The sequence below is a fragment of the Blochmannia endosymbiont of Colobopsis nipponica genome (assembly GCF_014857065.1).
GTDB lineage: Bacteria > Pseudomonadota > Gammaproteobacteria > Enterobacterales > Enterobacteriaceae > Blochmanniella.
This window is the reverse complement of record NZ_CP046533.1, coordinates 425,318-446,787: the sequence shown is the minus strand read 5'-3', so window position 1 is coordinate 446,787 and position 21,470 is coordinate 425,318. Positions and strand designations below refer to the sequence as shown.

Below are 21,470 nucleotides of genomic sequence, written 5' to 3'. Positions count from 1 at the left end.
TTTCATAAATTGTTTTAGTAACAAATTTATCTTTGATTAAGAATATTAAATTAGAAATTCATTGTAAATAGTTTTAATTGATATATCATAAATAAAAAGGTTATTGAACATGATTGTATAAATTATGTTAATATCAGCGTTTTTTGTTTTATTATCTGTATTTTTTTTTCCTGGTAGTTTTTTAATTTTTCTTTTTCTTTCAGTATTATGTTTTTTGGTGCATTAGAAATATAATTTTTATTGTTTAATTTATTCATTGTATTAAGTATTTTTTTTTCAAGATTTGCTATATCTTTATTTAATCTAATTAATTCAGTTTGTTTATCGAATAATTCTATGGGAACGAGAATATCGAGATCCTGTTTTACCACAAAGGATAAAGATGGTGGATTATGTTCGTTTGCAGTTAATAAAGTTATGTTGTTTAAATTAATCATATTTAAGATAAATTGTAAATTATCAATTATTTTATTTTTAGCTTCTATTGATTTATAACGCATTATTATTGAGAGGGATTTTTGGGTTGATATTTTAAAATTATTTTTTATTGTGCGTATTTCTGTAATAATATCTCTTATCCAATCTATATCAGAAAGGGCTTTGAAATCTAAAATAGATGCATCAAATTTAGGAAATGGTTGTATCATGATACTATCTTCTTCCTTGTTATTATTCTTTTTGTTTCTTATTATTTTTATTATTTTTTGCCATATCGCTTCTGTGATAAACGGAATAATTGGATGAGCTAAACGTAGTAATGATTCTAATATAGTTATCAGTGTATAACGAGTTCCACATAATTCCTCTATAGATCCTTGATTAAGTATAGTTTTAGTAAATTCTAAATACCAATCACAGAATTGATGCCAAGCAAATTCGTGTAATATATTGGCTGCATGATCGAAACGGCATTTATCTAGTTGTTCTCTAAATGCTTTTACAGTTTGATTAAATTTTGTAGATATCCAACGATCTACCAAAGAAAACTTTTTATGGCTACCATTGAAACCACAGTCTTGGTTTTCTGTATTTATGATTACAAAACGACTTGCGTTCCAAATTTTGTTACAGAAGTTACGATAACCTTCTAAACGTTGCATGTCCCAAATAATATCTCGCCCTGTTGATGATAGAGCTGCCATGGTAAAACGCAAGGCGTCCGCTCCATATGCTTTAATTCCATATGGGAATTTTTTCTTAGTTAAATCTTTTATTTTTTTAGTAATTTTTGGTTGTAACATATTAGTGGTGCGTTTCTTAATTAAATTACTTATAGAAATGCCATCTATTATGTCTAATGGATCTATAACATTTCCTTTTGATTTAGACATTTTTTGTCCTATTTCATCACGAACTAATCCGGTTATGTAAATTGTTTTGAATGGTATTTGTGGTGTTCCGTATTCGTCTTTGATTATATACATAGTTAACATGATCATGCGTGCTATCCAAAAAAAAATAATATCAAAACCACTAATTATTATATTAGTTGGGTGACACGCTTGTAATAAAGAATTATTTTTAGGCCATCCTAAAGCGGCAAATGTCCACAGACTAGAGGAAAACCATGTGTCTAATACATCTTCATCTTGTGTTAAATTGATGTTTTTATCGAATTTAAATTTATTCCTTATTTCTCTTTCATTGCGTCCTACGTAGACATTTCCAAAATTATCATACCAAGCAGGAATGGTATGTCCCCACCAAATTTGACGAGAAATACACCAATCTTGAATATTATACATCCAATCAAAATAAACTTTTTCATATTTTTTTGGTAAGAAATTTATTTTTCCAACTTTTACAGCTTGTATGGCAGTGTGAGCTAAATTTTTAGCTCTTATATACCATTGATTAGTTAACATTGGTTCAATTATTATTCCACTTCGTTCACTGTAAGGTATTATTGACTCATGAGGTTTTGTTGTTTTTAATAATTTAAGTTCAATTATCTTTTCTATTATTTTTTTGCGAGCTTCGTTTTTTGTTAATCCTTGCAAATATTTTGGTATTTTTCTATTAGTAAGATTCTTGTTGGTATTTCCTTCGTATTCAAATATTTCAGCTTTTTGACAAATACATCCATTGTTTGTAAAAATATTTATCATTGGTAATTTGTGTTTTAAAGCTATTGTATGATCGTTAAAATTATGGGCAGGAGTAATCTTAACACAGCCTGTTCCCTGCTGCATATCAATTATTTCGTCAGTAATAATTGGTATTTTGTCATTTATAATTGGTATTGTTACATATTTACCAACTAAATTTTTGTATCGTTCATCCATGGGATTAACCGCTATAGCTGTATCCCCTAATATGGTTTCTGGACGAGTGGTAGCTACTACTATATAATCTACATTTTTTTCAGTGCTTTCTTTATTTGCTAATGGGTAGCATATATACCACATTAAACCTTGTGTTTTTTTATTTTCTATTTCTAGATCAGATATAACTGTTTGTAATTTAGAATCCCAATTAACTAGCTTCTTTCCTCGATAAATTAAGTTTTCTTGATACAGTTGAATAAAAACTTCTCTTACTGCATTTGACATTTCTGCGTCCATAGTAAATCTTTCGCGTTCCCAATCTACTGAATTTCCTAATCTTCTCATCTGATTATTGATAGTAGTTGTGGATTGTTGCTGCCATTTCCATATTTTTTTTATGAATTCTTCCTTTTTATATTCAAGACGAGTTTTACCTTCTTCGAGGAAGGTTTTATTTTCTACTATTATTTCAGTAGCAATTCCTGCGTGATCTGTGCCAGTTTGCCATAAAGTATTATTGCCTGACATTCTTTTATAACGGATTAATATATCAATAATGCTATATTGTAAGGCATGTCCTAAATGTAGGGTACCTGTTATATTAGGTGGAGGTATCATAATACAATAATTTTCTTTACGTAAATTATCATTGTTAAATGAAAAATATTTTCTCTTTTCCCATAATTTATATAAAGGTTGTTCTATGTTTTGTGGATTATATTTTTTATTTATTGAGAAATTATTTTTTTTCATTTATTTTGACCGTAAGTAGTTTAGCTCCAATGTTACGATATTCCTGATAACGTTTGCGAGCCCAATCTTTTAGATATTTGTCATGAGGAACAAATTCTATTATATTATCAAAAAATTTAGAGAATTTTATGTTTTTTGTAACCATATTAATTAATAAATTGCGTGATTCGTCTATTTTATGAGGTGTATAACATATGTAAATTGATGTTTTGCATATTATCATTTCTTTTTTTTCGATCAAATTATGTGGTATAAAGGCATCAACTTCATACATCCATAGTGCTAAATCTATTTTTGATGCTTGATCGTCGTTATCGCATGCTATAAGTATATTTTTCCCTTCTCGCCACTTCATGATTGTTATTTTGCATGCTAATTTTTCTAGAGTAGTTAATCCATTTTTTGTGGTGTTTGTATCAAGCACATAAAAGGTTACTATTTTCATTCAATAATATCTTATTACATTTTTTAAATTTTTTGAGTTTTTTCTTCTATTAATTTGGATCTATTAATTAAGAATTGAGCAAGTAATGCTACTGGTCTTCCTGTTGCATTTTTGTTTGGTTGGGGTATCCATGCAGTTCCAGCAATATCTAAATGTACCCAATGATATTTATTAGTAAATTCAGCTAGAAAACATCCTGCTGTTATTGCTCCTGCTGTTTTATCTCCTATATTGGCTATGTCTGCACAATTGGATTGTAGTTGTTTTTGAAATTCTGTTGCCAATGGTAATTGCCATACTTTATCTCCAGATTGTCTTGAGGCTAAGATCAATTCATTAGCTAGAGGTTGAAAATTGGTCATTAAAGCAGTGTAATGATGCCCTAATGCAATTATGCATGCTCCAGTTAGGGTAGCTATGTCAATTACTGTTTCAGGTTTAAATCGTTCAATGTAGGTTAGTACATCACATAGAATTAAACGTCCTTCTGCATCTGTGTTTATTATTTCTATAGTTTTTCCTGATAAAGAAGATAAAATGTCTCCTGGACGTAAGGAATTTCCATTTATCATATTTTCACAGGTGGCAAGAATACCAATTATATTTAGAGGTAAGTTAAGTTCTGCTGCTAAATTTAATATACTGTATGTTGTGGCAGCGCCGCACATGTCATATTTCATTTCGTCTAATTTATCCGATGGTTTAATAGAGATGCCGCCGGAATCAAAGGTTACCCCTTTGCCTATAAAAACAATAGGTTGATGATTAGGATCGGAATTTCCCTGATATTTGATTATTGACATTAGTGTTTCATTATTTGAACCTTGTCCTACTGCTAAATAGGCAGTCATACCTAAATTTTGCATTTCTTCTTCATCTATAAATTGTATAGAAATTTTATTTTTGTATTTTGCCGCCATTTCTTTTACTTTATTCATTAAGTAAACTGGATTGCAAATATTTGGTGGTGTATTAGCTAAATCTTTTGTAAGTTTTATATTTTTTCCAATTATGTAACCGTGATGAATAGCTAGCAGCGTTTCTTTTCTGAGTGATTCTTCTTTTGGTTCTTGAAATATCAGTTCGTTTAGTTTGTAGTCACTTTTTTTATTTTTAGTTTTGAATTGTTGAAAATTATATAAGGATTCATGAATGGTTTCTATAATTTGACGTATTTTCCAATATCGATTACGGTCTATTACATTAAGTTCGTCTAGGAAACAAATTGTTTTAGCAAAATTTACATTTTGTAGACTTCCATTTAATTGTCTTATTATCTTTTTGTATTCTTTATCTTTTAAAATGAGATTTTTCCCACATCCGATTAATAAAATATGCTTATATAGAAAATTAGGAATATCGTATAAAAATAGTTTTTGTCCTATTTTTCCTGTAAAATTGCTCCATTCTAGTATAGAACTAATGTATCCTCCACTTATGTCATCAATTTTTTTTCCTGATAGAGTTAATTGCTGTTTTTCAAATACACTAATTATGATACAGACATTGCTTTCTTTTTTTAGATTGATTCTTTTTGTGCTAAATTTCATGTTTTCCTTGGATCTATAAAAGGTTAAATTGATGGTTTTAATTTTTGCTTGAGTATTTAAATATCCTATACTTTATTTTATATTATTATACAGGATTACGCGTGATTATTACTAGATATTTAATAAAAGCAATATTGAAAAATCAATTAATTATATTTTTAGTATTATTGGTTGTATTTTTTTGTCAAAAATTTGTAAAAGTTTTGAGTATTTTGGTAGAAAATAATGTTTCAATATTTTATATATTTTTTTTAGTTTTCTTGAGTTTAGTAGATGTTTTAAAATTTATTTTACCATTTAGTTTGTTTTTAGGATTATTAATAACTTTTAAAAATTTTTATATGGAGCATGAAATTATTGGGATATATACTTGTGGATTGGGTAAATTCTATATTATGCGTACGGTATCAATATTTACTATTTTTATTGTTGTTTTTTTAGCTGTTCATATTTTTTGGGTTTCTCCATGGTCTTCATATTATCGTGATAAATTTTTGTTTGATCTTAAATATCGTTTTAGTGCTTTGAATATAATTTCAGGTAAGTTTTATTTTTTAGATAAAAGATATTTGTTGTTTTTTATTAGTGATATTAAAAAAAAATTTTACTTTAAAAATATTTTTATAGTTAAATTTCAACCAATTGGTAATAATGTTTCTTCATTAATATCTGCTCATATGGGTTTCATTGATCATTTACAGAATGGTGATGAGTATTTGGTTTTAAATGATGGTGTTTATTATGAATGGTTTAAAGATACTGATGTTTTTAGTAATTTTTTTGTAACTAATTTTTTTAAATATAAATTATTATTAACCTCTAGTAAAAGAATTTATCGTTCCATTAAAGTTGATCAAATGAGTATTCATGAATTGTGGGATGCAGGAACATTAGAAGCTAATGTTGAATTACATTGGAGATTTACTCTGATTATTTCAGTATGGATTATGTCTATGATTGCCACGTCTTTGTCAGTTAGTTGCTTGCATAAATATTCTTTAATGAGTTGGTCATTTGGATTAATATTGTATTTTTTTTTCTTTACGTTACAGGTTAGTTTGAGATTTTATGGAGTTAAAAATAATCTTGATCATTTGGTATTATTTATTTGGTTAACTAATATAGTATATTGCATTATATTTTTAGCGATAAATTATAATGATTTTGTGGTTACATGTAAGATGAGTGAGAAATTTTTAAAAGTATAGGGAGGTGTGTTTTTTTGATGTTTTCTATTCTAGATCGTTATCTTATTAAGATTATTTTCAACGCCACATGTATGACATTTTTTGTATTAATATCTTTGTCTAGTTTAGTTAAGTTAGTTGATGAATTACGTAAAATAGGAGATGATTATTGTTCTTTTTTGATGGCATTTATTTGTGTTATATCAAATATTCCTAAAGATATTGATACATTTTTTCCTATTGGTGTATTGTTAGGTACTTTGTCTGGTTTTGGTTTATTATCTCGTCGTAATGAATTGCTTATTATAGAATCGTTTGGGTTTGGATATGTACGGATGGTTGCAATAATATCTAAAATTTCTGTTTTTATGATGTTTTTTATAATAATTATTAGTGAATGTATAGTGCCATTAAGTGATCAATTTTTATATTTTTTTCGTGTTCGCTTAATTCATAATGATGTTAACTTTGGCATAAAGAATAATTTATGGATTAAGAATAAAAATGATTTTATTTTTATTAAACAAGTAATGAATAAGGATGAATTATTTCATGTAAATATTTATTGTTTTAATGATGAAATGCAATTAAGGATGATACGTTATGCGAAGTATGCATTGTTTGATGGTACATCTTGGATGTTATTTAATGTTGATGAGTTAAATATTATCAATATGGATCATATTGTTAATAGCAAGCATCCTAGTATTGTCTGGGAGGTTGATTTGCAACCTGATATAATACAAGCTTCGTCTATGAAACTTAGTTCTTTTTCTGTTTTTTTGCTGTTTAATTATATAAAATATCTTGATCAAAATAGTCAATTTTCTAATTTTTATAAATTACATTTTTGGAATAAGATTTTTTTACCGTTTTTTTCTTTTGTTATGATAATGTTTGGTATGTCTTGTGTTTTAGGTTTATTTCGTAATATGGAAATGAGTGTAAGATTGTTTTTTGGTATTATTTTTAGTTTTTTATTTTATATTTTTGATAGAATATGGGGAATGTTAAGTGTAATGTATAATATCAGACCAGTGCTTGGTATGATATTATCAAATGTAATAGTTTTGGTTATGTGTGGATTTGTTATGTTGTGTAGACGTTTTTGATGGTTTTGATTTTGAATTTAATGAATTCAGAAATTTTATTTTTTATGTTCTATTGTACATTGAGTTTTTTGGGGTTATATTCTTAATAAATATGATTTATCTTCAAATAATTTTTGCCGAAGTGGCGAAAATGGTAGACGCAATTGATTCAAAATCAATCACTGTTAAGGTATGCCGGTTCGACTCCGGCCTTCGGCAAAAATTATGATGTTTGAAGTGTATTTTGATGTTTTTATTTTTTGTGGTTTTATCTCTGTGAGGTTTTAATTTAAGAATCGATTTTAAGTGGGTTTGTAAAAATTTACATTGGGTCTGTTGTTTGTAATAGAAAATGATATGTTATATCATAACATTTTATAAAAAATGTGCTTTTATCATTTTCAAAAAAAAGCGTTTGACTATGGGTGTGAGATTGTTTGTTGCTTCGGGAATATTTCGTTTAATTTTGGTATTAATAATACTGTGCGTGTTATGGTTTGCTATTTTTTGGTCTTTACAGATTCCATGATAAAATTAAAAAATGTGTCAATTGGTTATTGTGGTTATGCTATTAGTTCATTTTTAAATCATTATTTTAAATTAGGTAGCATGACTGCTGTTGTAGGAAATAACGGTTCAGGCAAAACAACTTTGTTGAAGACTATTGCTGGTAAGTTACCTCCTGTGTCTGGAAGAATAGAATTTTGTGTAGAAAATGAATTTTATACAAGTTATTTGGCCCAATGTCCAGATATTGATCGTCAGTTTCCAATAACAGTTTTTGATGTTGTTGCAATGGGTTGTTGGCCCAAAATAGGATTATTAAGTAATATTGATTATTTTCAACAAAAAATAATTTGGGATGCATTATTACAGATGAAATTGATACATTTATATCATAAGAATATTGCATATTTGTCTGGTGGTGAATTTCAACGTGTTTTATTTGCTAGATTATTAGTACAACATGCATCTTTAATTTTATTGGATGAACCATTTAATAATATTGATAAACAAACATGCGATTTAATGATGTCAATTATTGGTAAACTTAATCAACAAGGATGTACCATTATTATGGTAGTACATAGTTGTTATTACATATCTAAATATTTTTCTGATGTGTTATCATTAAAAAATATTAATGAAATTTAAACAAGTTTTAAATTTTAAATAAAAGTAGAATTATTCATTATTAGTTTTAATTTTTTGTTGATTGATGAATTATAAAATGATTTTTAATGTTAGTGCATTTATTGCTTGATCCTTTTTTATATCATGGCTTTATGTGTAGGGCTATGGTTGTTTGTTTTGCATTATCTTTAAGTACTGCTTTGATAGGTAGTTTTTTGTTATTGCGTCGTATGAGTTTGATTGGTGATGCTTTATCTCATGCTATATTACCTGGAGTTGTAATTGGGTATCTTTTTAATAGTACGTCATTAATGGCTATGAGTTTAGGAGGGATAAGTTTTGGATTATTAGTTGCTATTATTTCGGTATGGGTGTCTTCAAAATCTTCATTAAAAGAAGATGCTAGTTTTTCTGGTTTATATTCAGGATCATTAGCTTTTGGTGTTTTATTAATGTTTTTTAATGAGAATCATATTGATTTGTTGCATATATTATTTGGTTCTGTTATGTCTATAGACTCGTATTCAATTAAATATATTGGGGTAGTTGTTAGTTTTACTTTAATTATTTTCTCTTTATTTTATCGTGCATTAATTATAGAAGCTTTTGATGCGGATTTTTTAATGGACAAAACAACTGTTTGGTATCCACAATTAATTCAAGTTTTGTTTTTGGGACTTGTTGTATTGAATTTAGTTGCTAGTTTTCAGGTAATTGGTACATTAATGGCTATAGGATTGATGATGCTGCCTGTTTTATCTGCTCGTTGTTGGACAACTAGTTTATCTAAAATGTTATTATTTTCAGTATGTATTTCTTGTTTATGTTCTTATTGTGGATTAATGTTATCTTTTTATATGTCTTTACCGATTGGCCCAGTTATTGTATTATTAGCCAATATAGTTTTTTTTCTTTCTGTGTTTTTTAATTAATTTAGTTATAACGTGTATGTTATTTATATATTCTAATTTTTTAAATATTTCTTTGAAAATAAATTATTTATCAAAAACAAATTAAAGGTGAAAATTATTACCTAAATAAATTTGTTTTACTTTTTTATCATTTAAAATTTCTGAGGGTGTTCCTTTTGCTATTATATTTCCCTCGTTCATAATGTAGATAAATTCACAAATATCGAGTGTTTCTCGTGCATTATGATCTGTCATAAATACTCCTATTCCGGAGGATTTTAAATTTTTTATTATTTTTTTAGTTTCTGTGATAGAAATAGGATCTATGCCTGCGAAGGGTTCATCTAGAAGAATAAATATAGGATTTGTAGCTAATGTTCTTGCAATTTCTACACGTCTTCTTTCACCTCCAGAAAGAGAAGATCCTAAATTATGTCTTAAGTGATTAATTTGAAATTTTTTCATTAATTTAATGACGTATTCATATCGTTTTTTTTTATTTAAATTTTTTTTGATTTCTAGGGCTGACATTAAATTATCAAAAACATCCATTTGTTGAAATATAGATGATTCTTGAGGTAAATAACTAATTCCTAAGCGAGCTCTATGGTATAAAGGTAAATGTGTTATATTTTGTTCATCTATAAAGATGGATCCGGAATTACATTTGATAACTCCTGCTATTGTATAAAATGTTGTTGTTTTTCCTGCTCCATTTGGTCCAAGTAATCCAACTATCTGTCCTGTTATTATTTTTATATTTATATCTTTAATTATCTGTTTTTTTTTGTAGGTTTTGTTTAGATTTTTTATTCTTAATATAGTCATATTTTTGATTTGTTAGTTTTGTCAATTAAGTATTTCAATATTTTATTCAGCTATGTAGAATTATTTTTGTAATTACTTGTTTCCCATTATCGCTATATGCTTGTATACGATTTTTATTTATTAAATAATTAATGTAGTCGGCTTGAATGTAATTATTTGATTTTTTTATATAAGCTTTACCTATTAGTAGAATTTTATTATCATTTGTTTCATAATGGAATTTTAAACATTGACCAGTTATTAGTTCGTTGTTTTTTTTTAATTTTTTAAAAGTTATTGGGTTTCCGTATCCTTCTATTATTTTGTATTTATTTTTCCCCTGTTGATAACTGATTTTTACGAAATCAGCTTGAATATTAATAAAGTTATAATGAATTGCTACTTTTCCAGTAAAAGTTAGCGAATTATCGGTCATGTTTATGGATTGTTTGTTTGAGTTAATTAGTATTATTTTTTTATCTTCTTTATTTAAAGAAATACATTTTGTGCTAATGGTAATTAGAACAAGAATCATTATGGTTTTAATATTATTTTTTAAATTATGTAATTTATATTTTGTACGAAGTTTGAATATCATCAAGAAGTTTTATTTTTTTTATGCATAGATTACCGTAAAATTTTTTTCCTGTGGTAATGAAATCTTTTCCATATAAAGTTGTTTTTTCATTTGAATAAACATCATTTGTACATAAATTTATTACCAGATTATTTGTTGTTATTTTTTGAAAAAAATGCGTTTTTTTTGTGTTATTTATTTGAATATCATCAAATAAAAGTAATATTTTTTTATTAGTTAATTTTGCTCGTTCAGCTTTTATGGTCCATATAGGAATCTTATTTTTATCTAATATAGTAGTTAGAGGTTTACTAAAATCAAAAACGCGTGTAGTGTTAAAATATTTTATATTGTCAGCAACTATTTTATAAGTTAGTTTACCTGTAATATGATCATATATTCTAATAGTTATATTTTTAGTATAGTGTTGTGGTTGATGATTAATATCATTTATTATATTTGTTATATTATAATTAAATTTCAAAAATGCGTTGTAGTTAGTTTTTGTTATTAGCAAGATTTCTAGTAAAGTTAGTGTTAATAGCTTAAGATTGTTTTTTGTTGTTTTATATTTTTTCACATTTTAGGATTTGATTCTTAATAAAATATCACTTTATGGTATCATAATTTTGATATGTTTATTGATTCATCAGATGATTGTATTATTATAAATTTATTATGTCTAATATTTTAATGATTTTGATAAATGAATGATTGATTAAGTAATGTATTTATAATTTATTAATATTGATATAAAGACCGAAATTTTTATTCGTAAGTGATAATGGCCATGAAAAATAATGAAATAGAGGCAATTTTGATAAAATCTTTATTATTAGATGAAATATATGTGAATAATGATGGTAGCCATTATGAAATAATTGCGGTAAGTAAAGAATTTGCTCACATTAGTTTAGTTGACCAACAAAAATTAGTTTATGCTCCTTTAATACCATACATTTCTAATGCCAGTATACATTCTTTATCTATTAAAACATATACTCCAAAAGAATGGGAATGTGCAAGAAAATTTTATTAGTTTTATTATTTTAAAAGTTATAAAATAATTCAAGATAAAATTAATTCTAATGATTTCAATATGAATTATGGAGAGATTTAAAATTAAAGGACCAACTAGATTAAGTGGTGAAGTTTTGATTTCAGGCGCTAAAAATTCTGCGTTGCCGATTTTGTTTGCTGCATTATTAACATCTAAACCGGTTAGCATTCAAAATGTACCTAAATTGAAAGATGTTGATGTTGCTGTTCAATTATTAAATGAATTAGGCGCTAAAGTAGTACATGATGACGTTGTGTATATAGATGCTAGTACGGTAGATATTTATTGTGCTCCACATGATTTAGTTAGAAACATTCGCGCTTCTATATGGGTGTTAGCCCCTTTGCTTGCTAGATTTGGTTACGGGGAAATTTGTTTGCCAGGTGGTTGTTCTATTGGAGCCAGGCCGATTGATTTGCATATTTATGGTTTAAAAAAGTTGGGGGCACGTATTATATCAGAAAATGGGTATTTGAAAGCATATGTAAGAGGAAAATTACAAGGAACACATGTCACTATGAATAAAATTAGTGTTGGTGCTACAGTTACAGTGATGAGTGCAGCTGTTTTAGCTAAAGGAACTACTATTATTGAAAATGCAGCTTGTGAACCAGAGATTGTTGATATGGCCAATTTTCTTATTATGTTAGGAACTAATATTATTGGCGCAGGTAGTAATCGCATTATTATCGAGGGCACCCAATGTCTTGGAGGGGGAGTTTATAAAATTATTCCCGATCGTATTGAAACTGGTACTTTTTTAGTTGCAGCTGCTATTTCTAGGTCATATGTATTATGTAGAGATTCTAGGGCAGATTTTTTATTAACAGTACTAAATAAATTGCGAGAAGCCGGCGCGATAATTGACATCGGCACTAATTGGATTAGTTTAAATATGTATGATCAACGACCTAAAGCAGTTACTATTTGTACATCTCCTTATCCTGGATTTCCCACTGACTTGCAAGCTCAATTTAGTTTATTAAATTTTGTAGCCAAAGGAATTGGCAAAATTACAGAAACTATTTTCGAAAATAGATTTGCTCATATACAAGAGCTTGAACGTATGGGTGCGTATGCAGAAATACAAGATAATACAGTAATATGTCATGGAGTAGAGTCTTTGTTTGGCACTCATGTTACAGCCACTGATTTACGTGCATCAGCTAGTTTAGTGCTAGCAGGTTGTATTGCTGAAGGGATTACAATAGTAGAACATATTTATCATATTGACCGTGGTTATGATTCTATAGAAAAGAAATTATGTAAAATGGGCGCTTGTATAGAACGTATTAATTGATTATTAGGATTATTTTACATGTTTTAAAATTCATGTGTATTTGCATTTTATTGATAAGGTATTTATAGGTCGAAGATATATTAATTTATACTATTTGTTACGCTTCTTATGGGAAGTATTTAACGAAGTAACAGGAAAATATTAGTATTTCCTCTTACTATGTTTAAAGCCATAACCGTCGGTTTACCGTTTAATATTTTACGTAGTTGTGAGATATTTTTTACCCTTTCTCTATTAACCCCAATGATTACATCTCCTTTTTGTAAACCTATACTTGATGCAGGAGAGTCTTTTATTATATCTTCTACTTGTACTCCTTTTGTTCCGTCTTTTAGTGTTCCATTGCTTAGGGATGCACCTTGTAATGCTGGAGTTAAAATTTCTTCACTTGTCGTAATAGAGTTGCTATCATCTAATATTACGGAAATATTTTGAGGTTTTCCGTTACGTAAAATACCTAATGTTACAGTTTTACCTGGTGTAGTAGTACCTATTTTTACTCTTAATTCAGCAAAGCTTTGTATTGGTTTACCTTCAATAGATATGATAATATCACCGGCTTTTATTTTAGCTTTAGCTGCAGCAGAACCAGGTATAACTTCACTTACGAATGCACCACGTTGAGCGTCTATATTAAATGCTTTAGCTATATCAGAGGTTAATTCTGTTCCTTTAATTCCTAGTTGTCCACGTTTTACTTCACCAAATTCTATTAGTTGTTGACTGAGATTTTTGACAATATTACTTGGAATAGCAAAACCAATTCCAATATTTCCTCCTCCAGGGGTAAGAATGGCTGTATTAATACCAATTAACTCTCCGTTAAGATTTACTAAAGCACCTCCTGAATTTCCTCTATTTATTGAAGCATCAGTTTGAATAAAATTTTCTAAACCTTCAAGGTTTAATCCACTTCTTCCTAGTGCTGATACTATACCAGAAGTAGCCGTTTGTCCTAACCCAAATGGATTACCTACTGCAATTGCAAAATCACCAACTTTTAAAGAATCTGAATCAGCCATTTTTATTTCAACTAGATTTTTAAATTTGGGTAATTTTAGTACAGCTAAGTCAGTTTGTTCATCATGTCCTATTAATTTTGCATTAAATTCACGACCATCATTAAGTTGCACTTTGATTTTATCAGCACCATTTACCACATGGTTGTTAGTAATCACATAGCCTTTTGTAGAATTAATAATTACTCCAGACCCTAAACCTTCGAATGGACGTGATCCTGTATTTCCTCCTGGTATTTCAGGTCCAAAAAAATATTTAAATTCTTTAGGTAGAATCATTTTTCTTACTGGTTGAGTTCCTTCTACGTGTACACTGACTACTGCAGGTAATACTTTAGTTAACATTGGAGCTAAACTTGGCATTGTCGTAGAATTTTCTTCTGTTTTTCTTATTTCACTAGGCAATGTTGTTTTGGAGTATGAAACATAAGAAAATATGATTAACATATTAAGTAATAGTATCTTAAATAAAAATATTTTTTTCATTAGTTTGTGTATTTTGAATATTCAATAATTTTTAAATTTTTTGATTATTTATAGTGTATGTTAAATAAATGTTACATTTTATCTTTCTGAATAGTCTCTTGGTTGTGTTTTTTCAAAAGGAGTTTTATTGTTATTTTTTATATCATTATTTATTTTTTTTGATAAGATTTCCTTATTAAGTAAATCTTTTTTTACGTTGTGATTTTTTAATAAGTTTTGTGCGCTTTCTGACATATATTTGTAAAATTTGCAATGACACTGAGTTATGTCATTTAATAAATCAGCGGTGTTAATAAAGTGGTTTATTAATTTATTTTCACGTTCGTTATAGTTATGTTTATTGTCTTGATTATGGAAAGATTGTTTTTGTGTGATGTTACGTTTCTTAAACCACATAATTATAATACCGATGGTTATACCACAAATAAAGCTCATTAATATATATTTCCATACCATAATCTTTCTCCTGTTATTATTGTTGTTTTCAACCGTTATTATTTAAATCTTGTGATGTATCGTAATGTGCAATAATTGCTTCATTTTGGAAATTTATTTGTATTTTTAGATATACTACATTATATAACGATATGGTGCTTGTTTACAAATTTCTACTATGATATAGAAATGCACGAAGGTTTACGTTTTGTGTAATTTTCTATTTTCTAAAATTAGAGAGTTAAATATATTAATAATGAGTTGTATTATTCCTTTTTCCCTTTATCGTAAGATGTTGAAAGAAAAGAAACTTAAATATGACGCATTTCAAGAAATGGTTGTTATTAAGATGAATGATATGCATCAAAAATTGAATATGCGTCAAAATAGTATAGTTGATTTCAAAAAGTTTAATATCTTTCCTTTCTTTTAAAGGTTTATATATCTGTGCAATGTAGGTGCTGGTAACACTTTATTGATGGATTTATTTTATCATAGTTTACCAAATAAGCGAAAATTACGATTGTATTTTTATAATTTTATGATAAATTTGCACAAGCAAATGTTTTGTTTGTAAGATTGTCAAGATCTTTTAAGATAATGGCTGATAAACTTAAGTTAGATATAGATATACTTTGTTTTGATGAATTTTACTTACGATATAGTTGATGTAATTTTTGAGCATTTTAATTAATTTTTGTTACCTCGTCATATTACTTTAATTATAATTTAAAATTTTTCCTGATTAATTTTATCTTAATGGTTTCATCGCAGTAAGTTTCTTCCTATCATTGAGTCAATTTAAAATAATTGTGATGTGATTTATTTTAATAAAATTTTTGATTATCGTATTTTTACTTGTTAATATCGAAATAATTTTTTTATTTTTGCCCTTCGGGAAATTATGTTGATCAAGAAAAATCTGAAATATTTATTTAATTATCCGGTGAAGCGTTTTCAATTTTTCAAAAAAATTCTTTAGAAATTAATCACAATGATACTTTCGTACTCGTTTTTACTGACGACATAGTATTTTAGATTTATTGAATTACGTAGGAAACATTAAAATATGATAATTATATCATTTAGTTAAGACATTTCGTATTATTTTATTGTGTAATATCCAATCAGTAGGAATTGATCAGCGGGATGTTGCATGATGGTTTTCTATGTTAAGTGATGAATTATATGATAATCGTGTAAAATTAATTGCATTTTTTTATTTTTATGTTGGAAATATATATTGGAGGTATGTTACAGTTTGAGTACAGGCGTTACTTATCTAAACTATGTGAAATACAAAGTGAAGATTATCTTTAATTTACCACGTAATTTTAAATGTGCATTTCATTATTTACTATGAAATATAGTGTATTCTTTTACTTTCATAATTATTATTATGAACTTGAGTGATTTAATGCTAGTATGAGATTTTGATGTTTATATAATTTTGGTTTTTATGTAAGAATGATTATAACTATGAAATTTGGATATTTTAGTGAAAACCATATTCTCTAATTCACAAATGATTCAGCGTACATGGTATCTTATTGATGCTAAAAATCATGTTTTGGGACGTTTTGCAACTTATGTAGCTTGTATTTTACGTGGAAAGCATAAACCCGAATATACTCCTCATATTGATACTGGTGACTATGTTATAGTTTTAAATGCAAGAAATATACTTGTTACTGGGAATAAGTATAAGGATAAATCATATTATCGTTATACTGGTTTTGTTGGTGGAATTAAGGAAGTTACTTTTGAAAAAATGATCTTTAATCGTCCAGAAAAAGTTATAGAGTTGGCAGTGAGAGGTATGTTGCCTAGAGGGCGATTAGGTCGTATGATATTTCGTAAACTGAAGGTATATGCGAATGATAGACATTTACATCAATCACAATGCCCTCAGGTTTTAAGATTTTAGTTTAAAGTAAAGAAGAATTATGATTAAAGATAAATTTTATGGTACTGGTCGTCGCAAAAGTGCATCAGCACGCGTTTTTATAAGGAAAGGTCAGGGTAATATAATAATTAATAGGCGATTGTATAATCAATATTTTCTTCAGCAAAGTATGCGTTATGCTATGCTTCAACCATTAGAATTATTAAATATTTCTGGTGAATTTGATTTATATATCACTGTTAAAGGCGGAGGAATTTCGGGACAAGCTGGTGCTATTCGTCATGGTATTACCCGTGCGTTGGTACGATATGATGAAAAATTTCGTGTTTCGTTGCGAAATGCTGGTTTTATGACACGTGATTCTCGTCAAGTAGAGCGAAAAAAATTTGGTTTACGCAAAGCTCGTCGTAGTCCGCAATTTTCTAAGCGTTAGAAAATTAAATATGGAAGTTTTAAATATACTGGTTTTAGAAAATATGATAGTGTTTTATTTAGTGCGTTTTTCTGATTTAATTTTATGAGACATAGTTAAAAGCTGTGATTATGTTTCTTATTCCATGTATGTTATCTATTGTGTTTATTAATGTTTTTTCTTCTTGATGTGTAATTTCTCCTAGTAAGAATACTTCTTTATTTTCAGTAACAATTTTTATGCTTGATAATATTGTCTTATTTTTGATAAAAATTTGTATTTTAATTTTTGTAGTTATCCATAGATCAATGATTATCTTTTCTAGAGGTATTGGATAAGCTTGACGTATTTCGTTATATATTTTTTTAGAACCTTTTATTTTGCTTGATATTTGTGTAGCTTGTTCGGCGAGTTTTTTATTGGGTGCTTGACCTGTTAACAATACTTTACCTTGATACACAGTATTTGTGATTCTTGTTGTTTCTTTAATATCTTTATTTTTTGATAGGGCATTTGAAATATAGGTTTCTAATATTTTGTCATCTATTTGAGTTCCAATACTTCGCGGGTCTTTTATGCTGTTAGCAGCAATTACAGCGCCACCAATTACTAACCCGCTAGTACAACCTGGCAGAACTACCATGCATATCAGGGGCAGTATCATAAACATATTATTTAGTTTGTACATTTATCTTAATTCAAGAACTGTATAACAGCACCTCGAGACAACAAACTACGTTACATCAAATAAGGACTAAGTTTGTATTATCAATGTACTATTTAGGATGTTAAAACATGAGCAGGGTATCATTTAGCAATTTATTTGTCAATATTTATGTATTAGGATTTGTTATTGCGAGGGATTTCTGATTTTAATTGTATTAAATAAGTTGTTGTTTCTTCTTAATTTATATTTATTGTGATATATAATTTAAAATTATGGCTGTCTGTATTCAATTTGAATGCATGACTCTGTTTAGTATATCTTTTAGAGGATAGAGAATAGCATAAGAAGTATGTAAATTTGAATGATGTGTATGAGATGTATAAATTTTATGTAATAATATATTTGGATTGTATCTGACGGTTGATTGAATATATTATCTTTTTATCTTAAAATAAAATTTGTATAAGTCTTTTATTTTATTTTAGAACATTTATATTTGAAAAATAAATTATTTGTAATGAAATTTAGTGTAGCTAGGAATGTTTCTCCATCAACTCTTTATATAGTACCTACACCTATTGGAAATTTAGAGGATATAACCTATAGGGCTTTGTCTGTGTTACAAAGTGTTGATCTTATAGCTGCAGAAAGCGTTAAGCATACTGGTTTGTTATTGCAGCATTTTTGTATAAAGGCCTCGTTATTTACGTTAAATATTCATAATGAGGTTAGTGGCTCATTAGTATTATTGTCCAAATTACAATTAGGTTACAGTATTGCGTTAGTTTCTAGAGCTGGTACTCCGGTTATTAGCGATCCTGGATATCGTTTGGTTTATTGTTGTGTGCAGAAAAAAATTCGAGTAATACCTTTACCAGGAGCATGTGCAGCAGTTACTGCTTTGTCTGCATCTGGATTATTATCTGATCGTTTTTGTTATGATGGATTTTTACCTTCTAAACGTATTTTACGATTGGAACGTTTACGATTTTTGTCAGAAGAGTCGAGAACTTTGATATTTTATGAGTCTACACATCGTTTGATAGATAGTTTAGAAGATATTCTAAATATTTTTGGTTCTGATCGTCACGTTGTGTTAGCTAGGGAATTAACTAAATTCTGGGAATCTATTTATGGTGCTCCAGTAAAAAAATTGCTCAATTGGTTACAAAGAGATATCATTCGTTGTCGTGGTGAAATAGTTTTGGTTGTTGAAGGGTATAAATGTAATAAGTATAAGAAGTTAACTCCTAATATATTATACACTTTGGAATTATTAATTTCTAAATTACCTGTAAAGATAGCTATTTCTTTGATGACTAAAATTTATAATGTTAGAAGAAATGATCTTTATGATTATGTAGTTTCAAAAACAAATAGATTATAATGATTTTATTTTAGTTGAGTTATTTTTGTTTTAGTTTAATAATGTATTTGATGGAGTTGATTAGATAACCGCTGTTTCTTGATGTATTTGAATACATTATACGATGGAAGAGAGGAAAGTCCGGGCTCCACAGAGCAAGGTGCCAGGTAATTCCTGGGAGACGTGAGTCTACGACTAGTGCAACAGAAAATAAACCGCCTAATGTGTGTATCATGATAGGTAAGGGTGAAATGGTGTGGTAAGAGCACACCACATGACTGGTAACAGTTTATGGTATTGTAAACATCCACTTGGAGCAAGGCCAAATAGTAGTTCATAAAGTATGGCTCGTACTGAAAACTTTGGGTAGGCCGCTTGAGTCAGCATGTGAATGTTGATCTAGATGAATGGTTATCTTCGACAGAACCCGGCTTAAAAATCAACTCCAAGATTTATGTGTATAATATAGTATAAATCAGTTGCTTATTTATTTTTAGTAATTGATGTGTTTTATTTTTATTGTTGTTACTTCATAATTGATGTTTATACTTTAAATAGTTTAATTTTAACATTATATTAAATGTATATAATTTTATTTAGTATTTTTATAGTTCCATTTGGTAATACATGGTATATGTTTAGTTTGATAATTAATAATATTTAAATTATTTATATAAGAAATTAATTAGTTGTATTTCAAAATGTTTTTGTATATTTTGTTGTTTAAAGATAATTAAGAATGTTATTTTGTTTTATATGTTTACTTATATAGTGTGTTTTTACGTTAACAGTATTTAGTATTATCATATTTTACAAGTTAGTGTTTATGGTATATTGAAATTAGTGGTTTTGAGGATTTATTTTTTGTTTTGCAAATTTGTGAATGTGATGCCTTATTAACATGCATGGTTATTTATCGAATAAGGTACTTTATTATTGAATGGCAAAAGTACCTTATTTATAGATTGTTTTTATTTGTTATAGAGATATATCAATTGTTTAATTTAAGGTTATTTGTTAAATATTTACAATATATTTGTTTTACTTTGTTTTGTAATTATGAGAAGTTTAAATAATGAGTGTATTGAAAGACTTACTATATGCGTTTTGGCAGCAGAATTTCGAGATTTTTTCTGATTTTAATTTATCTTTTTGTGTTTATTTATTTGTTTTTGTTATTTTATTTTTAGAAAATGGTCTTTTGTTTGCTGCTTTCTTGCCAGGTGATAGTTTATTGTTTTTTATTGGAGTGCTTATTGCAAAAGGAGTTTTGAGTTTTCCTATTACTTTAGGCGTGTTAACTGTTGCTGTTAGTTTGGGTAGTTGGATTAGTTATTTACAAGGAAGGTTATTAGGGAATACTAGATTAGGGAATAATTGTTGGTTTGCTAAATTTTCTAAATATTATCATCATCGTGCTTGTTTAATGTTTCGTCGTCATGGTTTGTCTGCATTAATTATTGGTCGTTTTGTTGCATTTATTCGTACTTTGTTACCAATAGTTATTGCTTTTTCGGGTTTAGATAGTGTACGTTTTCATTTTTTTAGCTGTATTAGTGCCTTTTTATGGGTATTTATTATTGTTTTATTGGGTTTTATTTTAGGTAATACTGCTTTTTTCCAATTTCATGAACAAAAATTAATGTGTTGTTTGATGTTATTGCCGATAATGTTACTTACTGTTGGTTTAGTTTTTTATATATCAGCATTTTTATTTAAAAAATAGTTATTGTATTTGATGGATTATTTTAGATGAGTAGTTATGTTTAAATTAAGTTGTTATTTAATTTTATTTAAAATTTACATGAATTTAAAAGTGTATCTGGCCCTTGCTGGATTTGAACCAGCGACCAAGCGATTATGAGTCGCCTGCTCTAACCATCTGAGCTAAAGGGCCGAAAAGAGAGCTTCATTGTGATAAAACAAAATTTAAAACTATAATAGCACTGTTAGTTTTCTTACGCCATGATTTATTCTTGTATATAAGAACAAGATAATTTTAGTTAAGTGTTAATTCGATATTTTATAATAACAATATAAAATGCTATTCTAATTTTTATATTTCATTTATTTTAATCTATTTCATTTTAGATTATG

The 21,470-nt window shown here is 27.6% G+C and carries 21 protein-coding genes, 2 tRNA genes and 1 other RNA gene; 14 read left to right on the top strand and 10 right to left on the bottom strand.

From position 1 onward, the window contains the following. Window positions 1–122: 122 nt before the first annotated feature. The 3 genes from GN160_RS02055 to GN160_RS02045 are packed head-to-tail and all read right to left on the bottom strand — an operon-like array spanning window position 123 to window position 5,015. A complete protein-coding gene (locus tag GN160_RS02055; protein ID WP_192380876.1) occupies window positions 123–2,999 on the bottom strand; it encodes a valine--tRNA ligase in 2,877 nt (958 codons plus the stop codon). Window positions 3,000–3,006: 7 nt separating this feature from the next. Then, window positions 3,007–3,465, bottom strand: coding sequence for a DNA polymerase III subunit chi (locus tag GN160_RS02050; RefSeq protein ID WP_192379986.1), 459 nt, complete (start codon window positions 3,463–3,465; stop codon window positions 3,007–3,009). Window positions 3,466–3,488: 23 nt separating this feature from the next. Continuing rightward, the gene (locus GN160_RS02045) at window positions 3,489–5,015 is read right to left on the bottom strand and encodes a leucyl aminopeptidase (RefSeq protein ID WP_192379984.1); all 1,527 of its coding nucleotides are present in this window, start codon (window positions 5,013–5,015) and stop codon (window positions 3,489–3,491) included. A 101-nt stretch (window positions 5,016–5,116) separates the two neighbouring features. On the opposite strand from GN160_RS02045, the gene GN160_RS02040 reads away from it, so the two are divergent. The 5 genes from GN160_RS02040 (at window position 5,117) to GN160_RS02020 (ending at window position 9,359) form a co-directional block, all read left to right on the top strand. Continuing rightward, window positions 5,117–6,223, top strand: coding sequence for an LptF/LptG family permease (locus tag GN160_RS02040; RefSeq protein ID WP_192379983.1), 1,107 nt, complete (start codon window positions 5,117–5,119; stop codon window positions 6,221–6,223). Window positions 6,224–6,240: 17 nt separating this feature from the next. Next, window positions 6,241–7,314, top strand: coding sequence for an LPS export ABC transporter permease LptG (gene lptG / locus GN160_RS02035; RefSeq protein WP_225624858.1), 1,074 nt, complete (start codon window positions 6,241–6,243; stop codon window positions 7,312–7,314). Window positions 7,315–7,429: 115 nt separating this feature from the next. After that, window positions 7,430–7,512, top strand: a tRNA-Leu gene (locus tag GN160_RS02030). A gap of 165 nt (window positions 7,513–7,677) precedes the next feature. Then, window positions 7,678–8,448, top strand: coding sequence for a metal ABC transporter ATP-binding protein (locus GN160_RS02025; protein WP_192379979.1), 771 nt, complete (start codon window positions 7,678–7,680; stop codon window positions 8,446–8,448). 86 nt (window positions 8,449–8,534) lie between these two features. Further along, entirely contained in the window at window positions 8,535–9,359 is an 825-nt protein-coding gene (locus tag GN160_RS02020; protein WP_192379977.1) for a metal ABC transporter permease, read from the top strand. Window positions 9,360–9,440: 81 nt separating this feature from the next. On the opposite strand, the gene lptB is transcribed toward GN160_RS02020, so the two are convergent. The 3 genes from lptB to lptC are packed head-to-tail and all read right to left on the bottom strand — an operon-like array spanning window position 9,441 to window position 11,302. Next, on the bottom strand, window positions 9,441–10,166 hold the full coding sequence (gene lptB / locus GN160_RS02015) for an LPS export ABC transporter ATP-binding protein (protein WP_192379975.1): 726 nt from the start codon (window positions 10,164–10,166) through the stop codon (window positions 9,441–9,443). Window positions 10,167–10,212: 46 nt separating this feature from the next. Then, window positions 10,213–10,680, bottom strand: coding sequence for a lipopolysaccharide transport periplasmic protein LptA (gene lptA, locus GN160_RS02010; protein WP_192379973.1), 468 nt, complete (start codon window positions 10,678–10,680; stop codon window positions 10,213–10,215). A gap of 34 nt (window positions 10,681–10,714) precedes the next feature. Further along, the gene (gene lptC, locus GN160_RS02005; protein WP_192379971.1) at window positions 10,715–11,302 is read right to left on the bottom strand and encodes an LPS export ABC transporter periplasmic protein LptC; all 588 of its coding nucleotides are present in this window, start codon (window positions 11,300–11,302) and stop codon (window positions 10,715–10,717) included. A gap of 210 nt (window positions 11,303–11,512) precedes the next feature. Here lptC and GN160_RS02000 point away from each other — a divergent pair, with 210 nt between their 5' ends. Together GN160_RS02000 and murA are read left to right on the top strand one after the other, a co-directional pair. Continuing rightward, window positions 11,513–11,761 (top strand): BolA family protein, encoded by a 249-nt coding sequence (locus tag GN160_RS02000; RefSeq protein WP_192379969.1) that lies wholly within the window; start codon window positions 11,513–11,515, stop codon window positions 11,759–11,761. Between the two features lie 67 nt (window positions 11,762–11,828). After that, a complete protein-coding gene (murA, locus tag GN160_RS01995) occupies window positions 11,829–13,082 on the top strand; it encodes a UDP-N-acetylglucosamine 1-carboxyvinyltransferase (protein ID WP_192379967.1) in 1,254 nt (417 codons plus the stop codon). Between the two features lie 119 nt (window positions 13,083–13,201). On the opposite strand, the gene degQ is transcribed toward murA, so the two are convergent. Next, window positions 13,202–14,587 carry a serine endoprotease DegQ gene (gene degQ / locus GN160_RS01990; RefSeq protein ID WP_192379965.1) on the bottom strand — a complete coding sequence of 462 codons (1,386 nt, stop codon included), beginning with the start codon at window positions 14,585–14,587 and terminating at the stop codon, window positions 13,202–13,204. A 78-nt stretch (window positions 14,588–14,665) separates the two neighbouring features. Next, window positions 14,666–15,043: a ZapG family protein gene (locus tag GN160_RS01985; protein ID WP_192379963.1), complete on the bottom strand. Its 378-nt coding sequence runs from the start codon at window positions 15,041–15,043 to the stop codon at window positions 14,666–14,668. A gap of 187 nt (window positions 15,044–15,230) precedes the next feature. Between GN160_RS01985 and GN160_RS01980 the strand changes: the two genes are divergently transcribed. From GN160_RS01980 to rpsI, 4 genes are all read left to right on the top strand, one after another. Beyond that, entirely contained in the window at window positions 15,231–15,455 is a 225-nt protein-coding gene (locus GN160_RS01980) for a hypothetical protein (protein WP_192379961.1), read from the top strand. A 45-nt stretch (window positions 15,456–15,500) separates the two neighbouring features. Continuing rightward, the gene (locus GN160_RS03295) at window positions 15,501–15,599 is read left to right on the top strand and encodes a cell division protein ZapE (protein ID WP_192379959.1); all 99 of its coding nucleotides are present in this window, start codon (window positions 15,501–15,503) and stop codon (window positions 15,597–15,599) included. A gap of 921 nt (window positions 15,600–16,520) precedes the next feature. Further along, window positions 16,521–16,949 carry a 50S ribosomal protein L13 gene (gene rplM / locus GN160_RS01970; RefSeq protein WP_192379957.1) on the top strand — a complete coding sequence of 143 codons (429 nt, stop codon included), beginning with the start codon at window positions 16,521–16,523 and terminating at the stop codon, window positions 16,947–16,949. Window positions 16,950–16,968: 19 nt separating this feature from the next. After that, entirely contained in the window at window positions 16,969–17,361 is a 393-nt protein-coding gene (gene rpsI, locus GN160_RS01965) for a 30S ribosomal protein S9 (RefSeq protein WP_192379955.1), read from the top strand. A gap of 82 nt (window positions 17,362–17,443) precedes the next feature. Here the strand turns inward: rpsI and dolP are convergent, their stop codons facing one another. After that, a complete protein-coding gene (gene dolP / locus GN160_RS01960) occupies window positions 17,444–18,004 on the bottom strand; it encodes a division/outer membrane stress-associated lipid-binding lipoprotein (protein WP_225624856.1) in 561 nt (186 codons plus the stop codon). 520 nt (window positions 18,005–18,524) lie between these two features. Between dolP and rsmI the strand changes: the two genes are divergently transcribed. The 3 genes from rsmI to GN160_RS01945 all read left to right on the top strand — a co-directional run bounded on the left by rsmI (window position 18,525) and on the right by GN160_RS01945 (window position 21,099). Continuing rightward, a complete protein-coding gene (rsmI, locus tag GN160_RS01955) occupies window positions 18,525–19,394 on the top strand; it encodes a 16S rRNA (cytidine(1402)-2'-O)-methyltransferase (RefSeq protein WP_192379951.1) in 870 nt (289 codons plus the stop codon). 52 nt (window positions 19,395–19,446) lie between these two features. Continuing rightward, window positions 19,447–19,824, top strand: an RNA gene (gene rnpB, locus GN160_RS01950) — RNase P RNA component class A. A gap of 624 nt (window positions 19,825–20,448) precedes the next feature. Beyond that, window positions 20,449–21,099 carry a DedA family protein gene (locus GN160_RS01945; RefSeq protein WP_192379949.1) on the top strand — a complete coding sequence of 217 codons (651 nt, stop codon included), beginning with the start codon at window positions 20,449–20,451 and terminating at the stop codon, window positions 21,097–21,099. Between the two features lie 97 nt (window positions 21,100–21,196). Here the strand turns inward: GN160_RS01945 and GN160_RS01940 are convergent. Next, window positions 21,197–21,270 (bottom strand) — tRNA-Ile (locus GN160_RS01940). Window positions 21,271–21,470 lie beyond the last annotated feature (200 nt).